Below are 19,501 nucleotides of genomic sequence, written 5' to 3' on the forward strand. Positions count from 1 at the left end.
GGGAGTGTCGGACAGCCTCGACGTGTGGGAGCGCCGGCTGAGCCGGGCCGGCCAGGTCGTGCCGTACTTCGCGTTGCTGCTGCCCGCGCTGCTCTACGCGCTGACCGTGCCCGACCCGGTGGCGGAGAAGGCGGTCTCGCTGGGGATCGTGGCCGGCGCGGTGCTGTGGATGGCGTGGTTCTACACGCTGCACCCGGCGTGGCGCACCCGGTCCGGGCTGATGACGGTGTTCTTCGTCGGGGTGCTGGTCTTCTACGCGTCGCTGGGGCTGCGGGACCCGATCTTCGGGTTCTACTCCTTCGCCGGGTACGTCTACGCGGTCGAGGTGCTGCGGGGGCGGCGGATGTTCGCCGGCGTGCTGGCCAACGCGGTCCTGGCGGCGCTCGCGCTCTACGGCGGGCCGCCGCCGCCCGAACCGGTGGCGGTCGTGGTGTTCGTCGTGGTGGCCCTGTTCTTCGCCACCATCGCCCTGACGTTCACCATGCTCGGGCACATCACCACCGAGCAGGCCCGGCGGCGCAAGGAGATGGTCGCCGAGCTGGCCGCGATGGTCGAGGAGAACGCCGGCCTGCACGCACAGCTGCTGATCCAGGCGCGGGAGGCGGGCGTGCTGGACGAGCGGCAGCGGCTGGCGGGGGAGATCCACGACACCCTGGCGCAGGGGTTCACCGGCATCATCACCCAGCTCCAGGCGGTGGACGCGCCTTCGCGGCACGTGGACACCGCGTTGCGGCTGGCGCGGGAGAACCTGGCCGAGGCCCGCCGGTCCGTGCACGCCCTGCGCCCGCCCGCGCTGGAGGACGCGAACCTGCCCGACGCGCTCGTCGAGGTCGCGGGCGGGTGGACCGACCAGACCGGCGTGCCCGCGTCGGTGGCCACGACGGGCGCGGCGCGGCCGTTGCACCCGGAGGTCGAGGTGGCGTTGCTGCGGGCCGCGCAGGAGGCGCTGTCCAACGTGGCCAAGCACGCGCGGGCGTCGCGGGTGGGGTTGACGCTGTCCTACATGGAGGACGTGGTGACGCTGGACGTCCGGGACGACGGCGCCGGGTTCGACCCGTCGCGCGGGAGCGCCGGGTTCGGGTTGGTGGGGATGCGGCAGCGGGTGTCGCGGCTGGCCGGGTCGCTGGTGGTCGAGTCCGAACCCGGTGGCGGCACGGCGGTGTCGGCGTCGGTGCCCGCGATCCCGGCGGAGGTCGTGCGGTGATCCGGGTGGTGATCGTGGACGACCACCCCGTGGTGCGCGACGGGCTGCGCGGGATGCTCGCGGTGGCCGGGGACGTCGAGGTGGTCGGCGAGGCGGCGGACGGCGCGGAGGCGGAGGCCGTGGTGCGGGCGGTCGTGCCGGACGTGGTGCTGATGGACCTGCGGATGCCCGGGGTGGACGGGGTGACCGCCATCGGGCGGCTGCGCGACGTGCCGGCGCGGGTCCTGGTGCTCACGACCTACGACACCGACAGCGACGTGCTGCCCGCGATCAAGGCGGGCGCGACCGGCTACCTGCTCAAGGACACGCCCCGCGACGAGCTGTTCCGGGCGGTCCGGTCGGCGGCGCGCGGGGAGGCGGTGCTGTCGCCGTCGGTGGCGACCCGGCTCGTCGGGCAGGTGCGCGCACCGGCCGCGGAACCGCTGAGCGACCGCGAGGTGGAGGTGCTGGGCCTGATCGCGCGGGGCTGCACGAACCGCGAGGCGGCGGCCCGGCTGTTCATCAGCGAGGCGACCGTGAAGACCCACCTGGTGCACGTCTACGCGAAGCTCGGCGTGAACGACCGGGCGGCGGCGGTGGCGGTGGCCTACGAGCGGGGAGTGCTGGCGGCGGATCGATAGTCTTCGCCGCATGGGGGTTCTCACGGGTCTGGACGAGATCGACTGGTCGGCGCTGCGGCACGCCTACGGGCCCGCGCACGAGGTGCCCGACCTCCTGCGCGGCTTGGCCTCCGATGACCCGGAGGTCCGTGAGGTGGCCCTGGACGGCCTCTACGGGGCGGTGCTGCACCAGGGTTCGGTCTACGACAGCACGTTGGCGGCGGTGCCGTTCCTGCTGCGGCTGGCCTCGGCCGACGTGCCCGGCCGGGCGGCGGCGTTGGAGTTCCTCGCCGCCGTGGCGGGGTCGTGCGCGGAGCAGGAGCCGGGCGCGGAGCAGGAGTCGGGCGTGGAGCAGGAGTCGGGCGCGGTCGTGGCGGCCGGGCCGGTGTTCCTCGACGCGTTGGCCCACCCCGATCCCGCGGTCCGGACCGCCGCGTGCACCGGGGTGGTCGCGTGCCGTCCGCGGGGTGCGGCGCGGGCGCTGTCCGCGCGGTTGGCGGTCGAACCGGACGTGGACGTGCGGATCGCCGTGGTGGACGGGTTGCGCGCACTGTCCGAAGTGGACCGATTGGTCGCGGTGGCCGGGGGCGGCGACAGCCCGGCGGTGCGGTTGACCGCGCTCGCCGGCGTGGCCGACCTCGACCCCGACCGGCTGCCGGACGACGTCGTGGCCGTGGCGGGCGAGCTGGTGCGGCGGGTCTACGCCGAGGGCACCTCGACCCCCGAACCCGCCGGGTTCTCCACCGACACCCTGGTCGGGCGCATCCGCGAGCACGAGGAGGCCGCCGCCCGGGGTCGGCGCGCGGCGCGGGCGATGCCGCTGCTGGCGGGTCTGAGCCGGGCGCTGGGCGACCGGGTGGCCGACCGGACCCGGCTGCTGCGGCCCCTGCTGACCGCCGACGACTGGGAGGTGCGCCTGGACGCCGTCCGGGTCGCCGGTCAGGTGGTCAGCGGGTGGCGTGGCGACCACACCGAGCTGGTCCGGCTGATCGGCGACCAACTGCTCGCCCCCGAACCCCGGTTGCCGGGGGCCGCCGCGGACGCCTTGCGGTACCTGGACCTGGTCGCCGCGCCCGCCGCCGACGCGCTCGCCCGCAGCGTCGAGCGGTCGCCCCGCACCGCGCCGCCGGACACGCTCGCCTGGGTGGTCGAGTGGCCGGCCGGCGGCTCGTCGGTCGGCACGGCCCTCGCCGCGCTCGCCGCCCTGGGTGACGCGCGGGCGTTGCCGGCGTTGACCTGGGCGTTGGAACGGCCGGTGCCGCCGGCCGACATCGGCCACGCGCTGCGCGGGCAGGCCGCCGGGGCGGCGGCGCTGGTGCCGCTGATCCGCCGCCGCCTCGCCGACCTGCCGGTGCCCGAGGGCCACGACCGGCACCGGTCCGGCCTGTTCGCCGCGCTCGGCGCGATGGGCGGCCACGCCGGACCGGCCGTGCCCGACCTGGTCGCCCACCTGCCCGACGCGCTGCCCGCCGTCACCACCCTCGGGCCGCACGCCTCCGCCGCCGTCCCGGCGCTGCACGCGCTGCTCGACGACCCGGGGCACGAGGTCCAGGCCGCGTTCGCCCTGTGGCGGGTGGCCGGCGCCGCCGACCGGGTGCTGCCGGTGCTCCTGCGGCACGTCGAGGACACGAGAGCGCTGGAAGCGCTGGCGGAGATCGGCCGGCCGGAGACCGCGCCCGCGCTGCGCCCGCTGCTGGACCACGACCGCGGCTGGGTCCGGCTCGGGGCCGCGGTGGCGTTGTGGCGGGCGACCGGGGACGTGGCCGGCGCGCTGCCGGTCCTGCGGGAGGTGTGGGAGGAGAACCGGCACACCCGCGCCGGGATCGCCCGTGCGGTGGCGCGGATGGGGCCGGCGGCGGCCTCGCTGGCACCGCTCCTGCGCGACGAGGTGGCCCGGCCGGAGCGGCTGGGCTCCTCGACGGGCGGGGTGTGGAGCAGCGACGGGGTGCGGGCCGACGAGGAGTTGCGGCGTGAGTGCCGCGCCGCGCTCGCCGTGCTCGGCTGAGGGCCCGCTGTCGGGGCGGGGACAGCGGGTCGGGGACGTCAGGTCAGCAGCGGGAGGACGGCTCGACCGGCGGCTTCGAGGTCCTGGGACGCGCGGGCGCGCTGCGGGGTGAAGATCGTGAGCACGGTCAGCAGGTCCGCCTTGCTCAGCAGCAGCTCGCACCGCTCGTGGGTGGCCGCGTGGTAGCACACCGCGAACTGGGCGTCCGCGCCCAGCGGCGGGACCTCCAGCTCGTCCACCGACGTGTACTCGTCGTCGGCGATCGTGACCGCACCGCACTCCAGCGACTGGCGGGCCAGCCGCACGGTCTCCGCCGCCGCCGAGATCTTCCCGTACGAGACGGTGTACTGGATCATCGACGTGCGTCCGCGCGGGTCCACCCAGTGGCTCGCGGTCTTGGTCGCGGACTGCCAGCCGTCGGTCTCCAGCTGTTCCGGGCACGACACGACCCGGTACCAGTGCTGCCCCTCGCCGCGCGAGTCGGCGACGTACCCCAGCGGGCGGAGCAGGTCGGCGGTCAGCTGGGCGGCCTTGATGCGCGGCTCGATGGTTTCCGGGTCCGGCGCGGTCGGCGTGGTGGACGTGGTCGTGGTGGTGGTCGCGGTGCTGCTCGCCGGCGGCGCGGCGGCCGGTCTCGACGAGCAGCCGACCAGCGACAACAGTGCGAGGACGATCCCCCCGAATCTCATGGGCGGGACTCTAGGAAACGGGTGGTCGGCGCCGGGAGCCCAGGTAGGCCCGCCAGTCGCCGACGGCTGTGATGTCGGTCAGCTCGGCGCTGCCCAGGCACGCGTCGCGCAGCACGGTCGCCAGCGCGGCGCTGCCGTCGGCCAGTTCGACCACGCCGATCTCCAGCTCGGGCGGTTCGGCGGGCAGCAGGTGGTCGCGCAGCACGGTCAGCGGCAGGTCGTACAGCTCGCCGACGACGCTCCCGGTGCCGGAGGCGTGCATCGCCGGGAACCGGTCGCCCACGGAGAAGTACCGGTACTTGGGCGCACTACGCGCGACACGCAGCAGGGGCGTGCCCTGGAGCTGGTGGTGCAGCGGGCCGCCACGCATCCCGCCGCCGTTGAGGAAGATCAGCGCCATTCGGGTCCTCCTTGTGGATCGGGGTGTCGGTGCCGGTCAGGGGCAGGCCACCGCCGCCGCGCCGCACGGCGATGATCTCGGCGGCGATGGACACGGCCGTCTCCTCGGGCGTCCGCGCGCCCAGGTCCAGGCCGATGGGGGAGCGCAGGCGGGCCAGCTCGGCCTCGGTCACGCCCTCGGCGCGCAGCCGGGCGAGCCGGTCCAGGTGGGTGCGCCGCGAGCCCAGCGCGCCGACGAAGCCCACCGGCAGGCGCAGTGCTGCCTTGAGCAGCGGCACGTCGAACTTCGGGTCGTGGGTCAGGACGCACACCGCTGTCGAGGCGTCCACCGGGGTCGAGGCGAGGTAGCGGTGCGGCCAGTCCACCACCACCTCGTCGGCGGCCGGGAACCGTTCCGGTGTCGCGAAAACCGGCCGCGCGTCGCACACCGTGACGTGGTAACCGAGGAACTTCCCTTGCTGGGCAACGGCCGCCGCGTAGTCGATGGCGCCGAACACGAGCAACCTCGGTGCGGTGCCCCACGACTCGACCAGCCGACCGTCCACAACAGACGAACCGCTCACCGCGCACGACGGGAAGGACACCTCGCCGTCACCGGTCTCCAACGACCGCGTGAGCACCACCGGACGGCCCTCGACACAAGCCCGCAGCGCCGACCGGATCTCCGGCGTCACGACCTGGACGAACACCTCCAGCTCGCCGCCGCAGGTCAACCCGACGGCGAACGCGTCCTCCGCCGAGTACCCGAAGCGCGCGAGCCGCGGCGTGCCGGTCGCCAGCACGGACAGCGCCAGCTCGTACACCGCGCCCTCCACGCACCCGCCGGACACGCTGCCCACGACCCGCCCGTCCGGGTGGACCGCCAGCGCCGCGCCGACCTCGAGGGGCGCGCTGCCCCGCACGGCCACCACCGACGCCACCGCGTACGGCCCGTCCCAGTCCGAGACGAGCGAAGCCAGCTCGCGCACCCCGGGTCCTCCTCTAGTGCAGCACCGCGGTCACGCCCTCGACCCCGAAGTACAGGACGAACAGCGCCGCGATCACGGTCATCAGCCAGCCGACGGACCGCCACCGGCCCTTGCAGATCTTGATCACCACGTACGACACCAGGCCCGCGCCGATGCCGTTGGTGATCGAGTAGGTGAACGGGATCACCGCCACGGTCAGGAACACCGGGATCGTGTAATCGGTGTCCTGCCAGGGGATGCGTCGGCACTGGGCCATCATCAGCCCGCCGATCACCACCAGCGCCGGTGCGGCGGCCTGCGCCGGCACCACCGCCGCCAGCGGCGTGAACAGCAGGGTCGCGGCCAGCATCACGCCGGTCACCACGCTGGCCAGCCCCGTGCGCGCCCCCTCGCCGACACCCGCCGCCGACTCCAGGAACACCGTGTTCGGCGACGACCCGGTCACGCCGCCGGCCACCGCGCCCGCGCCGTCGACCAGCAGGATGCGGCCCATGCCCTGGACCTTGCCGTCCTTGGTCAGCCCGGCCTCGTCCGACACCGACGTGATGGTGCCCATCGCGTCGAAGAACCCGGACAGGACCAGCGTGAACAGGAACACCGTCGCCGTGATCACGCCCGCCGAGACGAACCCGCCGAACAGGTCCACCCGCCCGAACAACCCGAAGTCCGGCGCGGCGACGACGCTGTCCGGCACGTTCGGCGTCACCAGCCCCCACCCCCGCACGTCGAACACCGCGTTGACCACGATCGCCAGCACGGTCGCCGCCGCGATGCTGATCAGCACCGCCCCCGGCACGCCCCGGGCCATCAGCACGATCATCAGCAGCAGGCCGAGGCAGAAGATCGCGATCGGCCACCCGGACAGGTGACCGTCGAGCCCCATCCGGACGGGGACCGACGAGCCGACCGCGTCCGGCGTGCGGGTGACGAACCCGGCGCTGACCAGGCCGACCAGGGCGATGTAGAGGCCGATGCCGACGGTGATGGCGGTCTTGAGCGGGCCGGGGATGGCGTTGATGATCTTCTCCCGCACCCCGGAGGCGGCCATCACCACGATGCACAGGCCTTCGAGCACGACCAGGCCGAACGCCTGGGCCCACGTCATCGTCGGCGCCATCTGGAACGCCACGACCCCGTTCACGCCGAGGCCGGCGGCCAGGGCCAGCGGCGCGTTGCCGACCACGCCCATCAGGATGGTCATCACGCCCGCGGCCATGGCGGTCGCGGTGGTGAGCTGCTCGGTGGTCAGGCGCGCGCCGGTGATGTCGGCCGACGCGCCCAGGATGAGCGGGTTGAGCAATACGATGTACGACATCGCCACGAACGTGGTGATACCGCCGCGCACTTCGCGACCTATGGTGCTGCCGCGCTCGGTTATGCGGAAGAACCGGTCGAGTTGTGTGGACTGCGTGGGTACGTCATCCCTGAGCTGGGTCATGACGCTTCCTTCCCATGCCGGTGGGCGCGTCGGTGTTGGATGGCCGCGACTCCGTCGCGGCGCGGCGATGCCGCCTGCGGGTCGGCCTGCCGCGACCCTTTTTCCGCCGATCGAAAAGCGTGATCGTCGGAAAAAGCGCCGCGGCAGGCCGACGCGGCACCGCCGTGCGATGCCGGCAGGCTCGCCCCTCCGAACGCGTTTGAGGTGGTTGTGCTCCGGTCAGCACGCGGCTCGTGGCCGCTCCGGGTGATGCGTCAGTAGTCGACGCGGTCGGTCCGGGACAGCCAGGCCGTGAACGGCGCGTTGTCCTCGCCCGTGGAGATCTGGTGCACCGGCAGGCTCCACAGCTCGCGGGGCTTGCCGAACAGCTCGTAGAACTCGCGGTCGTCGAAGCCGGCCGCGGCGGCGTCGTGCCGGTCGGCGGCGTAGACGACCCGGTCCACCCGCGCCCACAGCGCGGCGGACAGGCACAGCGGGCACGGCTCGCAGGAGGACACCAGCACGCAGCCGGTGAGCCGGAAGTCGCCGATGGCCCGGCAGGCGGCGCGGATCGCCACCACCTCGGCGTGCGCGGTCGGGTCCAGCGTCGGGGTGACCTGGTTGGTGCCGGTGGCGATCACCTCGCCGTCCCGGATGATCACCGCGCCGAACGGCCCACCGCCGGCGGCGACGTTGCGGGTGGCCAGCTCGATCGACTCCCGCAGCCAGGCGTGGTCGGGCGAAACGGACGTTGTCATTGTGCGAAGCTCCAAAAGATCAGGTTCCAGTGATGTGCTCTGGGCGCACGGGAACGCGGGTCAAGGCCAAGCCGGTCGCGTTGCGGATGGCCGCCACGATGGCGGGAGTCGAGGAGATCGTCGGCGGCTCGCCCACCCCGCGAACCCCGTAGGGCGCGTTCGGGTCGGCCAGTTCGAGCACGTCGATGCTCATCGGCGGCATGTCCAGCACGGTCGGGATCAGGTAGTCGGTGAAGGACGGGTTGCGCACCTTGCCGCCGGCGGTCTGGATCTCCTCCATCACCGCCAGGCCCAGGCCCTGCGCCGAGCCGCCCTGGATCTGGCCCAGCACGGCCTGCGGGTTGAGCGCCTTGCCGACGTCCTGCGCGCAGTCCAGCTCGACCACCTTCACCAGGCCCAACTCCACGTCCACGTCCACCACCGCCCGGTGCGCGGCGAACCCGTACTGGACGTGCGCGTTGCCCTGCCCGGTCACCGGGTCCAGCGGCTCGGTCGCGCGGTGCCGCCACTCCACGGTCTCGTCGATCACCTCGTCGCCCAGCAGCTCCACCAGGTCCAAGCCCATCCGGCCGGCGGCGAGCCTGGCCAGCTTGTCCTTCACCGCCAGGCAGGCCGCGCGGACCGCGCCGCCGGTCACGTACGTCTGGCGGGACGCGGACGTGGAGCCGCCGTTGCCGATGCTGGTGTCCATCGGCAGGATCGTCACCCGCTCGACGCCCAGCTCCGTGCGCACGATCTGCTGCATGATCGTCACCAGGCCCTGCCCGACCTCGCACGCGGCGGTGTGCGCCAGCGCGGCCGGTTCGCCGTTGATGACCTGCAACCGCACGCGGGCGGTGGAGTAGTCGTCGTAGCCCTCGGAGAAGCAGATGTTCTTGATCCCCACGGCGTAGCCGACACCTCGCACCACGCCCTCCCCGTGCGTGGTGTTCGAGACACCGCCGGGCAGGTTGCGCAGGTCGCGGTCCGACGGCGGCGGCAGCGGCTTGTCCTTGACCAGCTTCAACAACTGCGCCACCGGCGCGGCCGAGTCGACCACCTGGCCGGTCGGCATGACCGAACCCTCGGTCATCGCGTTGACGATCCGCACGTCCACCGGGTCCATGCCCAGCGCCTCGGCCAACTTGTCCATCTGGGACTCGTAGGCGAACCCCGCCTGCACCGCGCCGAACCCGCGCATCGCGCCGCACGGCGGGTTGTTGGTGTAGACGCCCCAAGCGTCGATGGACAGGTTGTCCACCTCGTACGGCCCGATGCCCAGCGTGGCGGCGTTCGCGACGACCGCCGGCGTGCTGGACGCGTACGCGCCGCCGTCGAGGTAGATCTTGGCCTTGACGTACACCAGCTTGCCCGCGCGGTCCGCGCCGTGCTCGTAGTACAGGACCGCCGGGTGGCGGTGCACGTGCCCGTAGAACGACTCCTCGCGGTTGTAGACCATCTTGGTCGGCTTGCCGGTGTGCAGCGCCAGCAGGCAGGCGTGCACCTGCATGGACAGGTCCTCGCGCCCGCCGAACGCGCCGCCGACGCCGGACAGCGTCAGCCGCACCTTCTCCAACGGCATCCCCAGCGCGGACGCGACCTGCTTCTGGTCCACGTGCAGCCACTGGGTCGCGACGTAGAGGTCCACGCCGCCGTCCTCGGCGGGCACCGCCAGACCCGACTCCGGCCCCAGGAACGCCTGGTCCTGCATCCCGACCTCGTACCGGCCGGTCACCACGACGTCGGCCGGCACCTCGGGGTCGCCGCGCCGGATCGGCACGTGCCGCACCAGGTTGCCGCCGGAGTGCAACGGGGTGTCGTCGATCGCGGTCTCCATGTCCACGACCGGCGTCAGCACCTCGTACTCGACCTTGATGCGCTTCATGGCGCGCAACGCCGTCTCGGGGTGGTCCGCGCCGACCAGCGCCACCGGTTCACCCTGGTAGCGCACGACGTCCACGGCCAGCACCGGCTGGTCCTTGTGCTCCAAGCCGTACAGGTTCTGCCCGGGTACGTCCTGGTGCGTGAGCACCGCGTACACGCCGGGCACCTTCAGCGCCTCGGTCAGGTCGATCGAGACGATCCGCGCGTGCGGGTGGGGGCTGCGCAGGGTCGCGCCCCAGATCATGTCCTCGTGCCACAGGTCCGAGGCGTAGGCGTACTCGCCGCGCACCTTGAGCGTGCCGTCCGGGCGCTGCGGGCTGGAGCCGATGCCACCGGACACCGAGGACGTCAGTTCAGCGGGCGTGAGGCTCATCGGGTCACCTTCAGTCGTGCGCTCGCGGCACGCAGGTCGCGTGCGAGGTCGGATTCGGATGCGGTGCGCAGCTCGCCGTCGTCCACGACCACCCGGCCGCCCACCAGCAGCAGCTTGAGCCTCGGCAGCGGGCCCAGGACGAGCGCGGCCACCGGGTCCTCGATGCCCGCGTGGTCCAGGCCGTCCAGCCGCCACACGGCGAGGTCGGCGAGCTTGCCCGGCTCGATCGACCCGATCTCGTCGGCGCGGCCCAGGCACTTCGCGCCGCCCATGGTGCCCAGCCACAGCGCTTCCCGGACGTCCAACGCCTTCGGCCCGCCGCGCTGCCGGGCCTGCAACACGGCCTGGTGCAGCTCCTCGACCATTCCGCAGGACTCGTTGGACGCCGCCCCGTCCACGCCCAGGCCTACCGGCGCGCCCGCGTCGAGCAGGTCGCGGACCGGGGCGATGCCCGTGCCCAGGCGGCCGTTGGAGGTGGGGCAGTGGGCGGAACCGGTGCTCGTGGCGCCGAGCTTCTGCACCGCGTCCGGCGCGAGGTGCACGGTGTGGGCGAGCCACACGTCGTCGCCCAGCCAGCCGACCCGCTCGGCGTACTCCGTGGGGGAGCAGCCGAACTCGGCCCGGCACTGCTCCTCCTCGTCGAGCGTCTCGGCCAGGTGGGTGTGCAGGCGGACGCCCCTGCGCCGGGCCAACTCGGCCGCGCCGGTCATCAGCTCCCGGCTCACCGAGAACGGCGAGCACGGGCCGACGGCCACCTTGACCAGGGCGTCCGGGGACGGGTCGTGGTGGTCGTCGATCGCCTTCTCGGTCGCGGTCAGCGCCGCTTCGGTCTCCTCGACCAGGTTGTCCGGCGGGAGCCCACCGTGCGACTGCCCACGGTCCATCGAGCCGCGGACGGCGTGCAGGCGGATGCCCACGCGCCGGCCCGCGGTGACGAGGGCCTCGAACTGGTCGCCGCCCTCGCGGGGGAACACGTAGTGGTGGTCGGCGGCGGTCGTGCAGCCGGTCAGCGCCAGCTTGGCCAGGCCCGCCGACGCCGCCGCGTGCGTGATCTCCGCGTCCAGCCCGCGCCACACCGGGTACAGGGTGGTCAGCCACTCGAACAGGGTCGCGTCCTGCGCGTAGCCCCGGGTGGCCCACTGGTAGAGGTGGTGGTGGGTGTTGACCAGGCCCGGCGTCACCAGGCACCCGCTGCCGTCCACCCACGTGTGCGGGCCGGTCGGCTTCGGGGCCTGGCCGGGGCCGACGGCGGTGATGCGGCCGTCCTCGAACACCACGTGCCCGAAGGCGTGCTCGGTGCCGGCGGGGTCCATCGTGGACACCGCCACGCCGTCGAGGATGGTCGGGGTCATCGCGCGCTCTTCTTGCGGGCGGCGAGCCTGACCGCGTCGAGGATCTTCTCGTAGCCGGTGCAGCGGCACAGGTTCCCGGCCAGCGCCTCGCGGATCTCCGGGTCGGACGGCTCGGGCACCCGGTCGACCAGGTCGTGCGCGGCGACCACGAGACCGGGCGTGCAGAACCCGCACTGCACCGCGCCCGCCTCCACGAACGCCTCCTGCACCGGGTCCAGCGAGTCGCCCTCGGCCAGCCCCTCGACCGTGCGCACCTCGCGGTCCTGCGCCTGACCGGCGGCGACCAGGCACGAGCACACCGGCACGCCGTCCAGGTACACCGTGCACGAGCCGCATTCGCCCTGCTCGCAGGCGTTCTTGGAGCCGGGCAGGCCCAGCCGCTCGCGCAGCACGTACAGCAGGCTCTCGCCCTCCCAGACGTCGTCGGCCTGCCGCTGCTCGCCGTTGACCGTCACGTTCACGCGCATCGCCTAGGCCGCCTTCCCGGTGTAGTCCTGCCACGCCCAGCCCAGCGTCCGGCGGGCCAGCACGGACAGTGCGTGCTTGCGGTACGCGGCCGAACCGCGCACGTCGTCGATGGGGCTCGCCGCCCGCGCGACGAGTTCGCCGAACCGGCGCTTCACCGAGTCCAGCAGCGGTTTCGGCGACTCCCACTGGCCGGTCGCGGTCAGCTCCCCGGACAGGAACTCCTCCGCCTCGGTGGCCCGGCGCGGGGTCGGCGCGGCACTGCCCACGGCCGCGCCCACCCGGTTCTGGCCGGGGTGCAGCGCCACGGCGAACGAGCACACGGCGATCACCATGGCGTTGCGGGTGCCGACCTTGGAGAACTGCTGGGGCGCCCGGGTGGCGGGCACGTGGACGGCGGTGATCAGCTCGTCGGGCTCCAGCGCGTTGCGCTTCACGCCCAGGTAGAACTCGGTGGCCGGGATGAACCGCACCCCGCGCGCCGACGCCGCCTCGACGGTCGCGCCCGCCGCCAGCAGCACCGGGTGGGTGTCGCCCGCCGGGGACGCCGCGCCCAGGTTGCCGCCGACCGTGCCGCGGTTGCGGATCTGCGGCGAGCCGACCGTGCGCGAGGCCATCGCCAGCGCGGGCAGCGCGCCGCCCAACTCCTCGATGATCCGCACGTACGGCACGCCGGACCCGATCCGCACCACGCCGCCCTCGGACGAGTGCTCCTTCAGCTCCGGCACGCGGGTCAGGTCCAGCAGGGCCGCCGGGCGGCGGTGGTCGAAGTTCAGCTCCACCATCACGTCCGTGCCGCCCGCGATCGGCACGGCGTCGGGGCGCTCGGCCTTGAGCGCCAGGGCCTCGGCGAGGGTGTCGGGTCGAAGGAAGTCCATCAGCTGCCTCGGTAGGTGGAGTACGCGAACGGGGACAACAGCAGGGGCACGTGGTGGTGCTCGCCGGGCTCGGTGACCCGGAAGGTCAGCACCACCTCGGGGAAGAACGGGGCCACGTCGCCGGTGTCGAACACCAGCCGGTAGACCCCCGCCCGCTCGCTGGGCCAGCCGGTGATCCGACCGTCCTCGCCGGTGCGGGCTTCCGCCACCGTCTCGCCGTCGTGCTCCAGGCGCACCGCCAGGCCGACCGCCGGCCTGCCGCGCTGTGCGTCGAGCACGTGGGTGCTGATCGTCACTCGCCCTCCCATCGGTGTGTGAGCCAGTACACAGACCGGGCCGGCCGTTCAGCTACGGCCACGGCGCATGAATCCCAGGCTCCTACGACGAGTGGTTTTGTGCTTTCCTACAAACACGATCGGACGAAGGTAAGGCGCTCGCATGACGTGAGGGAGGCGATCGTGTTGCGCGTGCGCAGCTTGCTGCGGATGCCGGAGCTCCGACTGCGCCTCGTCCACGGCGAAGAGTTCCTCGACCGGCCCGTGACCAGGCTCTACGGCACGGAACTGCCCGACCCGGCGCGGTACCTCTCCGGTGGCGAGCTGGTGTTGTCGGGGCTGCTCTGGCACCGTTCGGCGGCCGATTGCGAGACCTTCGTCGCGTCTCTGGCGCACGCCGGCGTCGCCGCGTTGGCGGCCAGCGACCCGGAGGCCCGGGAATTGCCGGCGGCGCTCGTCGAGGCCTGCCGGCGGCACGGGGTGCCGTTGTTGGAGGTTCCGATCGACCTGTCGTTCGCGACCATCACCGAACGGGTCGTGCTGGAACTGGCCGCCGAACGCGTCGGCGACGCGGGCGCGCAACTGGGCCGGCACCGGCGGCTGCTGACCGTGGTCGCCGACGGCGGCGGGCTGGGCGAGCTGGTGGCGGCGGGCGCGGCGGAACTGGACGCGCCGGTGCGGGTGCTGTCCACCACCGGGCACGTGGTGGCCGGCCCGGAACTGGCCGACGCGGGCGTGTTCGTGCGCGAGTTCCTGCTGGCCGACCGGCTGCCCCGGGTGGTGCGGCGGACGACGCTGCTGCCGGTCTCCGAGCGCGGCGGGTCGCGGGTGGCCACGTGGATCGTGGTGGTCGAGGGGGACCGGGCGCACGACGAGGTCGCGGCGGAGCTGGCCAGCCTGGTCGGCGTCGAGCGGACGCGGGTGGTGCAGGAGCGGCGCATCGAGAACCGGGCCGCCGGGCCGCTGCTGCGCGAGGTGCTGGCCGGGTCCGGCGACCTGGGTCCCCGGCTGGCCGCCGTCGGGTGGGACGCGGCGGAGTTCCGCGTGGTCGTCGCGTCGTGCACGGACGGCCGGGTCGAGCAGGCGGCGGCGTTGCTGGAGGAGGTGCTCGCGCCCATCGCGCCGCACGCGCTGGTGTCCGTGCACGGCGACGAGGTGTACGCGATCGCGCCGTCCGGGCCCGGCTGGGCGGAGGCCGTCCGGCAGGCGTTGCGGACCGTCGAGCCGGGGCTGGGGTCGGTGCGGGTCCTGGTCGGGATCTCGTCGGCGGTCGGCGCGGCCGGGCTGCGGGGCGCGGCCGAGGAGGCGTCGCACGCGCGGCGGCTGGGGGAGCGGCGGCCGGGCCGGACCTGCGTCGTGGCGGGCGAGGAGATCGCGCTGCACCAGTTGCTGCTGGCCGGCGTGCCCGAGGAGCTGCGCGGGTCGTTGCGGCGGCGGGTGCTGGGGCCGGTGCTGGACTACGACGCCGAGCACGGGTCGGACCTGGTGGGGACGCTGCGGGTGTTCCTGGACTGCTCGGGGTCGTGGACCACGGCGTCGGCGCGGCTGCACGTCCACGTGAACACCCTGCGCTACCGGGTCGGCCGGGTGGAGGAGTTGCTGGGCGTGGACCTCTCTGATTTCACGTCTCGCGTGGACCTGTACCTCGCCCTGCACGCGGGCTGATACTTGAGCCATGGCCTCCGCGCCGTGGGGCAACGCCCTGCTGTTCGCGGGCGTCGCGCTCGCGCCGTCCGCGCTGTGCTGGGCTGTGCTCCACATCCCCCGTCTGCTCCGGCGTCTGCGGCGGGAACCGTTGACACCGCAGGGACTTCCGATCGAACAGTTGGCCGCCGACCTGCGTCGGGTGCACCGGGTGCTGGCGCTCATCCGGCCGGGCACGTCGTACGCCCGCCGCGCAGGGGCACGGCAGGCGTACGACGTCCTGTTGGCACAGGCCTGTGCGGCGGTCGGGGTGCCGCACAGGCTCGACGACCTGCCGGAGGGGGTCGACCGGGACATCGAGCGGCTTCGCGTCGAGGAAGCCCTGCGCCAGGAGGGGTTGGCCATCCCCTGAGGCGCCGCCGCCGCGCGTCAGGGGATGGCCCGCGACGGGCCGACTACCGGGCGGCCTCGCCGCGGCGCCGGAGGCGGCGCGATCGGACACCGCGACTCGCCGGTCGCGGCCGTTCGCTACCGGACCTGCTGCCAGGGGACCCGGGTCGGGCGCTCGCCGGTGGCCAGGAACTCCTCGATCGCCTTCGCCAGGTCCGCCACGGGGATCTCGCAGTGGGTGGGGAACCGGACCCCGGCGTAGCGGGGGCGCCGCCGCGGGCCCTCGCCGAGGCTGGCCCACGACCCGGTGCCCACGTCGGTGAACAGCATCGCCCCGCGGTCGCCGCGCACGCCCACCCACACCCGGTTGTCCGGGGTGTCGCGGTGCACGAGCGTCGCGTCCTCGGCGACGGAGAGCAGGTCGAGCAGGCGGCGGACGTCCTCGGTGCCGCGCACCTCGTCCACGCCGGTCCGGTGGTGTGCCCGGATCATCGTCACTCCCTGCACTTCTTGCCGGTGTTGATGCAGTCCACCACGCGGTTCATGATCTCCTCGCCCATGACGTTGGCGAAGTCGTCGTGGTCGGACAGCGGGTTGTGCTCCTCCTCGGGGAACGCGTCGACGGCGTACTGGCCGTTTCGCTGCACGTCGCGGGGGATGTTGTAGGTGAGGCTGATGCGCAGCTGCGGCACGGCGCGAAAACCCCTGGGGCACTTGCCGTTCTCGTTCGGGTAGACGATGTGGTCGCGGTGGTTGGCGCTGTCGGTGTTCTTGCCGTCCCAACAGCTCGGGAAGTCGTGGACGCGCTTGACCTTGCTGCCCTGCGGGCAGATCGGGTACTTGTCCATCAGCACCTTGTCCTCGAAACCGGTGCAGGTCCAGGACTTCCGGGCGTTCTTCGGGCCGTTGGTGGAGACCTTGGCGTCGCCGTAGAGGATGCGCAGGAACTGCGGCATGGCGACGACCTCGCCGGTGGGGCTGCCGCGGAAGGTCAGGTCCACCACCTCGGGGCGCTGGATCTGGCCCTCGTTGCCGGGCAGTTCGTTCTCGTCGCTCTGGCTCTTGCCGTCACCCTTCTCCGGCGCGTCGGCCTCGGCTTCCTTCTGCGCCTCGGCCACCTTGGCGTCCTTGGCGTCGCCGTCCTTGACCGTGCAGGGGGCGAGGCGTTGCAGGCCGCGAGGCCGTTGCGCGACCCGGTCGATGGCTTCCACGATCCGGCCGATGGTGGCGGAACGCTTGTCGCGCAACGGTTTCAACACCGTGTTGTTGACGAAGTCCGGGTCGTTGACGTTGGCGGCCTTCTTGAGCTTGTCGTTGGCCTCGGCGATCTGGCCCTTGAGCTGCCCGAGGTTGCGGTCGACCTCGGCGCGGGCCTGCTGGGGGACGTTGCGCAGCTTGCGCTTGACGTCGGGGCACTCGACCTCGGCGTTGTCGGGCCGGCCGGGTTCCTCCTCCTCGTTGTCCTTGTCGATGCGGACCACGGGCCAGAAGTAGGTGGACTTGTCGCCGTTCTTGCAGGTGGTGTCGGCCTCCTGGAGGCTCTCGTTGGTCGAGTCGGCGTCGGTGGACACGTTCCCGACGTAGTCGTGCAGGTGCTGGGCGCCGTTGCGGACGCCGGGCTGCGCGATGAAGTTGTCCGGGTTGAAGTGCCCGTTCTCGTTGCGCCCGCAGTCGACGGTGAACGTGCCGTTGGTGGCGTCGCCTTCCGGCCTGGGCGCCTTGACGTTGCGCGCCTGCTTGGTGATGTCGACGAACAGGGACTTGTCGGCCCCGTCCGCCTGGGCGGTGCCCTGGTCTCCGGTGGTGGAGATCGCGACCGCCAGGCCGATCGTCAGCGCCAACCCGGCGGCGCCGGCTGTGAGCTTGGTGCGCCGCGAGAAGCGGTGCCGCCCCTGGTTTCGCGTCATGGATTTGTCACCTCGTCGTAGGTACGCGCATTCGCTTCGAACCCCGACCGCCGGTGGGCGGTGGACACCGGGGCATACGTGCCGATCCCGGTCCGCGACCTGGCCGTTACCGCTTCGTTATCTGAAGCCCACCCCTGACTTGGACACTCGGGGTCGTGGACCACGGCGCAGAGAACGTCATGTCCGGCACCACCCACGGCCCGGTCGTCCAAGCCGGCCGCATCGACGAGGTCCACGTCCACCACCACGAGCCCGCCCCGGCCATCCCCCGCCAACTGCCACCCGCGCCGCGGCTGTTCGCCGGCCGCCGCCGGGAGCTGGCCGACCTCGACCGCTGGTTCGCCGCCGAGGAGGCACTGGTGGCGGTGGTGAGCGGTCCGGGCGGCGTGGGCAAGACGTCGCTGGCCCTGCGCTGGCTGCACAACGCGCGGACCCGCTTCCCCGACGGCCAGCTCTACGTCGAACTGGGCGCCCACGCCCCGGCGGGCCCGGCCACCCCGTCGGAGGTCCTCGAATGGTTCCTCCAGGCCCTGGGCACCCCGGCCGGCGACATCCCGGCCGACCTGCCCCGGAAACAGGCCATGTTCCGCACCCTGACCGCGGACCGCAGGCTGGCGGTCCTGCTCGACGACGCGGTCTCCGCCGCCCAGGTCCGCCCGCTGTTCCCCACCTCGCCGCACAGCGCGGTCCTGGTCACCAGCCGCTGGCGGCTGAGCGGCCTGGCCGTGGACGGCGCGCGCTTCGTGGACGTGGAGTCGTTGGACGAGGCGGCGTCCCTGGAACTGCTGGAACGCGCCCTTGGCCCCCGCGTCACCTCCGAACCCGACGCGGCCCGCGAACTGGCCCACCTGTGCGGCGGCCTGCCGATAGCCCTCTCCGTCGTGGGCGCCCGCCTGTCGACCCACCCGCGCCGCACCCTGTCCGGCGAGGTCGGCACCCTGCGCACCGAACGCCTGGCCTCGCTGGAACTGGCCGGCGAGGTGTCGGTGGAGGCGGTGTTCGACCTGTCCTACGTGGAGCTGCCGCCGCGCCACGCCCGCGTCTACCGGCTGTGCGCGGTCAACCCGGGCACCACCTTCGGCATCGGGGCCGCGTCGGCCGCCGCCGGTGAACCACCGCCCGACATCGCGCCGGTGCTGGCCGACCTGGTGGAGAAGAACCTGCTCAGCGAGGTCGGTGACGAGCGGTACGGCTACCACGACCTGCTGCGCGCGCACGCCCGGCAGCACGCCGAGTGGCACTCGCGAGCCGAACGCGACGACGCCGCCCGCCGGGTCGTGGAGTGGTACCTGGACGGCGCGGTGGCGGCCGACCGCGTCGTGATCCCCGACCGCCCCCGGGTCGGCCCCCGCTACGCCGTGGTGCCGCCCGCGTTCGCCGGCGTCGGCGAGGCCCTGGCCTGGCTGGAGGCCGAACGCGGCAACCTGGTGACCGCCACCCGGGAGGCCGCCGACCGCGGCCGACCCGACCTCGCGTGGCAGTTGGCGGAGGCCCAGTGGGGCCTGTTCCTGCACCGACGGCACCTGACCGACTGGGTGGCCACGCACGAGATCGGCGCGGAGGCGGCCCACCGGGCGGGTCACGCCGTGGCCGAGTCCAGGCTGCGCCTGCAACTGGCGATCGGCTACGTGGAGCAGGGGCGCGCGGAGGACGCCTCGCGCGAGGTGGCCCGCGCCCTGGACCTGGGCCAGGCCGCCGGCGACCTGGCGTCGGTCGCCACGGCCCTGCGGCAACTGGGCCGGATCGCCCGCGCCCGCGGCGACGTCGAGGGCGCCCTCGGGCACTACCGGCGGTCGTTGGCGGTCGCGACCGAGCTGGGCCGGTCCAGGAGCGTGGGCCTGGCGCACCGCCGGATCGGCGAGGCCCTCGCCGACCTGGGCCGCCCGGACGAGGCGATCGCCGAGTTCGCCGAGGCCGAGGCGATCCTGGTCGAGCTGGACCAGACCGTCGAGGTCGCCCGCCTCCGCAGCCTCATGGCCCGCCCGCTGCTGGCGCTGGGCCGGGTGGACGAGGCGGCGCGGCTGCTGGAAGCGGCGCACCCCGTCCTGGCGGAGACCGGTTCCCCGACCTACCTCGCCGGTGTGCTGCTGCCCCTGGCCGACGTGGCGGAGCGCCGCGACGACCCGCGCGCGGCGGAGAGCCACCTCCGCGCGGCGGCGGCGGCGTACGCGCGGGCCGGGCAACCGGTGCCCGACCGCCTCCGCGCCCGTCTCGGCGACCAGCCGCCGGGCTAGACCACCAGGTCGGCCACCGCGACCCACCGGGTGGCCGCGACCGCCCCGTCCGCCACCAGGAACCCGTCCCACCGACCGCCG

At 73.5% G+C, this 19,501-nt stretch carries 18 protein-coding genes; 6 read left to right on the forward strand and 12 right to left on the reverse strand.

Annotated elements, in window-relative coordinates; translation table 11 throughout:
- Positions 1 to 4: 4 nt before the first annotated feature.
- Genes ABD126_RS02035 through ABD126_RS02045 form a run of 3 tightly spaced genes read left to right on the forward strand, consistent with a single transcriptional unit; the run spans position 5 to position 3,808 of the window.
- Positions 5 to 1,204 carry a sensor histidine kinase gene (locus tag ABD126_RS02035; RefSeq protein WP_343931825.1) on the forward strand — a complete coding sequence of 400 codons (1,200 nt, stop codon included), beginning with the start codon at positions 5 to 7 and terminating at the stop codon, positions 1,202 to 1,204.
- Complete coding sequence (locus ABD126_RS02040; RefSeq protein WP_343931826.1) at positions 1,201 to 1,824, forward strand: response regulator; 624 nt, start codon at positions 1,201 to 1,203, stop codon at positions 1,822 to 1,824. The genes ABD126_RS02035 and ABD126_RS02040 overlap by 4 nt, the downstream gene beginning before the upstream one ends.
- Positions 1,825 to 1,834: 10 nt before the next feature.
- The gene (locus tag ABD126_RS02045) at positions 1,835 to 3,808 is read left to right on the forward strand and encodes a HEAT repeat domain-containing protein (RefSeq protein ID WP_343931828.1); all 1,974 of its coding nucleotides are present in this window, start codon (positions 1,835 to 1,837) and stop codon (positions 3,806 to 3,808) included.
- Between the two features lie 38 nt (positions 3,809 to 3,846).
- Here the strand turns inward: ABD126_RS02045 and ABD126_RS02050 are convergent, their stop codons facing one another.
- The 10 genes from ABD126_RS02050 to uraH form a co-directional block, all read right to left on the reverse strand.
- Positions 3,847 to 4,497, reverse strand: coding sequence for a hypothetical protein (locus tag ABD126_RS02050; protein ID WP_343931829.1), 651 nt, complete (start codon positions 4,495 to 4,497; stop codon positions 3,847 to 3,849).
- Positions 4,498 to 4,507: 10 nt separating this feature from the next.
- The gene (locus ABD126_RS02055; protein ID WP_343931830.1) at positions 4,508 to 4,897 is read right to left on the reverse strand and encodes an allophanate hydrolase-related protein; all 390 of its coding nucleotides are present in this window, start codon (positions 4,895 to 4,897) and stop codon (positions 4,508 to 4,510) included.
- Entirely contained in the window at positions 4,806 to 5,864 is a 1,059-nt protein-coding gene (locus tag ABD126_RS02060; protein ID WP_343931831.1) for an XdhC family protein, read from the reverse strand. Before ABD126_RS02060 ends, ABD126_RS02055 begins: the two co-directional genes overlap by 92 nt.
- Before the next feature lie 13 nt (positions 5,865 to 5,877).
- Positions 5,878 to 7,302 carry an NCS2 family permease gene (locus ABD126_RS02065; protein ID WP_343931832.1) on the reverse strand — a complete coding sequence of 475 codons (1,425 nt, stop codon included), beginning with the start codon at positions 7,300 to 7,302 and terminating at the stop codon, positions 5,878 to 5,880.
- A gap of 254 nt (positions 7,303 to 7,556) precedes the next feature.
- Positions 7,557 to 8,039, reverse strand: coding sequence for a nucleoside deaminase (locus ABD126_RS02070; protein WP_343931833.1), 483 nt, complete (start codon positions 8,037 to 8,039; stop codon positions 7,557 to 7,559).
- Positions 8,040 to 8,058: 19 nt separating this feature from the next.
- Positions 8,059 to 10,275, reverse strand: a complete 2,217-nt coding sequence (locus ABD126_RS02075) for a molybdopterin cofactor-binding domain-containing protein (RefSeq protein ID WP_343931834.1) — start codon at positions 10,273 to 10,275, stop codon at positions 8,059 to 8,061.
- Positions 10,272 to 11,627 (reverse strand): 8-oxoguanine deaminase, encoded by a 1,356-nt coding sequence (locus ABD126_RS02080; RefSeq protein WP_343931835.1) that lies wholly within the window; start codon positions 11,625 to 11,627, stop codon positions 10,272 to 10,274. Before ABD126_RS02080 ends, ABD126_RS02075 begins: the two co-directional genes overlap by 4 nt.
- Positions 11,624 to 12,094, reverse strand: coding sequence for a (2Fe-2S)-binding protein (locus tag ABD126_RS02085; RefSeq protein ID WP_343931836.1), 471 nt, complete (start codon positions 12,092 to 12,094; stop codon positions 11,624 to 11,626). Before ABD126_RS02085 ends, ABD126_RS02080 begins: the two co-directional genes overlap by 4 nt.
- A 3-nt stretch (positions 12,095 to 12,097) precedes the next feature.
- Positions 12,098 to 12,970 carry an FAD binding domain-containing protein gene (locus tag ABD126_RS02090; protein ID WP_343931837.1) on the reverse strand — a complete coding sequence of 291 codons (873 nt, stop codon included), beginning with the start codon at positions 12,968 to 12,970 and terminating at the stop codon, positions 12,098 to 12,100.
- Positions 12,970 to 13,278, reverse strand: a complete 309-nt coding sequence (gene uraH, locus ABD126_RS02095) for a hydroxyisourate hydrolase (protein WP_358247091.1) — start codon at positions 13,276 to 13,278, stop codon at positions 12,970 to 12,972. Before uraH ends, ABD126_RS02090 begins: the two co-directional genes overlap by 1 nt.
- A gap of 177 nt (positions 13,279 to 13,455) precedes the next feature.
- Here uraH and ABD126_RS02100 point away from each other — a divergent pair, with 177 nt between their 5' ends.
- Positions 13,456 to 14,910, forward strand: coding sequence for a PucR family transcriptional regulator (locus tag ABD126_RS02100; RefSeq protein ID WP_343931839.1), 1,455 nt, complete (start codon positions 13,456 to 13,458; stop codon positions 14,908 to 14,910).
- 10 nt (positions 14,911 to 14,920) lie between these two features.
- Entirely contained in the window at positions 14,921 to 15,301 is a 381-nt protein-coding gene (locus tag ABD126_RS02105) for a hypothetical protein (RefSeq protein WP_343931840.1), read from the forward strand.
- A 116-nt stretch (positions 15,302 to 15,417) separates the two neighbouring features.
- Here the strand turns inward: ABD126_RS02105 and ABD126_RS02110 are convergent, their stop codons facing one another.
- Both ABD126_RS02110 and ABD126_RS02115 read right to left on the reverse strand, forming a co-directional pair.
- Positions 15,418 to 15,771: an Imm1 family immunity protein gene (locus tag ABD126_RS02110; protein WP_343931841.1), complete on the reverse strand. Its 354-nt coding sequence runs from the start codon at positions 15,769 to 15,771 to the stop codon at positions 15,418 to 15,420.
- 2 nt (positions 15,772 to 15,773) lie between these two features.
- Positions 15,774 to 17,186: a DUF1996 domain-containing protein gene (locus tag ABD126_RS02115; protein WP_343931842.1), complete on the reverse strand. Its 1,413-nt coding sequence runs from the start codon at positions 17,184 to 17,186 to the stop codon at positions 15,774 to 15,776.
- Positions 17,187 to 17,341: 155 nt separating this feature from the next.
- Between ABD126_RS02115 and ABD126_RS02120 the strand changes: the two genes are divergently transcribed.
- Complete coding sequence (locus tag ABD126_RS02120; protein ID WP_343931843.1) at positions 17,342 to 19,420, forward strand: ATP-binding protein; 2,079 nt, start codon at positions 17,342 to 17,344, stop codon at positions 19,418 to 19,420.
- Positions 19,421 to 19,501: the final 81 nt, after the last annotated feature.

It is taken from the genome of Saccharothrix mutabilis subsp. mutabilis (genome assembly GCF_039521145.1).
GTDB classification, from domain to species: Bacteria; Actinomycetota; Actinomycetes; order Mycobacteriales; family Pseudonocardiaceae; genus Actinosynnema; species Actinosynnema mutabilis.

What these genes read in the sequence shown, in the direction of transcription:
- ABD126_RS02055 (WP_343931830.1), bottom strand. Translation starts at nt 4,897, where the DNA reads ATGGCGCTGATCTTCCTCAACGGCGGCGGGATGCGTGGCGGCCCGCTG.
- ABD126_RS02080 (WP_343931835.1), bottom strand. Translation starts at nt 11,627, where the DNA reads ATGACCCCGACCATCCTCGACGGCGTGGCGGTGTCCACGATGGACCCC.
- ABD126_RS02085 (WP_343931836.1), bottom strand. Translation starts at nt 12,094, where the DNA reads ATGCGCGTGAACGTGACGGTCAACGGCGAGCAGCGGCAGGCCGACGAC.
- ABD126_RS02105 (WP_343931840.1), top strand. Translation starts at nt 14,921, where the DNA reads ATGGCCTCCGCGCCGTGGGGCAACGCCCTGCTGTTCGCGGGCGTCGCG.
- ABD126_RS02045 (WP_343931828.1), top strand. Translation starts at nt 1,835, where the DNA reads ATGGGGGTTCTCACGGGTCTGGACGAGATCGACTGGTCGGCGCTGCGG.
- ABD126_RS02070 (WP_343931833.1), bottom strand. Translation starts at nt 8,039, where the DNA reads ATGACAACGTCCGTTTCGCCCGACCACGCCTGGCTGCGGGAGTCGATC.
- ABD126_RS02090 (WP_343931837.1), bottom strand. Translation starts at nt 12,970, where the DNA reads ATGGACTTCCTTCGACCCGACACCCTCGCCGAGGCCCTGGCGCTCAAG.
- ABD126_RS02065 (WP_343931832.1), bottom strand. Translation starts at nt 7,302, where the DNA reads ATGACCCAGCTCAGGGATGACGTACCCACGCAGTCCACACAACTCGAC.
- uraH (WP_358247091.1), bottom strand. Translation starts at nt 13,278, where the DNA reads ATGGGAGGGCGAGTGACGATCAGCACCCACGTGCTCGACGCACAGCGC.
- ABD126_RS02110 (WP_343931841.1), bottom strand. Translation starts at nt 15,771, where the DNA reads ATGATCCGGGCACACCACCGGACCGGCGTGGACGAGGTGCGCGGCACC.
- ABD126_RS02100 (WP_343931839.1), top strand. Translation starts at nt 13,456, where the DNA reads ATGCCGGAGCTCCGACTGCGCCTCGTCCACGGCGAAGAGTTCCTCGAC.
- ABD126_RS02050 (WP_343931829.1), bottom strand. Translation starts at nt 4,497, where the DNA reads ATGAGATTCGGGGGGATCGTCCTCGCACTGTTGTCGCTGGTCGGCTGC.
- ABD126_RS02075 (WP_343931834.1), bottom strand. Translation starts at nt 10,275, where the DNA reads ATGAGCCTCACGCCCGCTGAACTGACGTCCTCGGTGTCCGGTGGCATC.
- ABD126_RS02115 (WP_343931842.1), bottom strand. Translation starts at nt 17,186, where the DNA reads ATGACGCGAAACCAGGGGCGGCACCGCTTCTCGCGGCGCACCAAGCTC.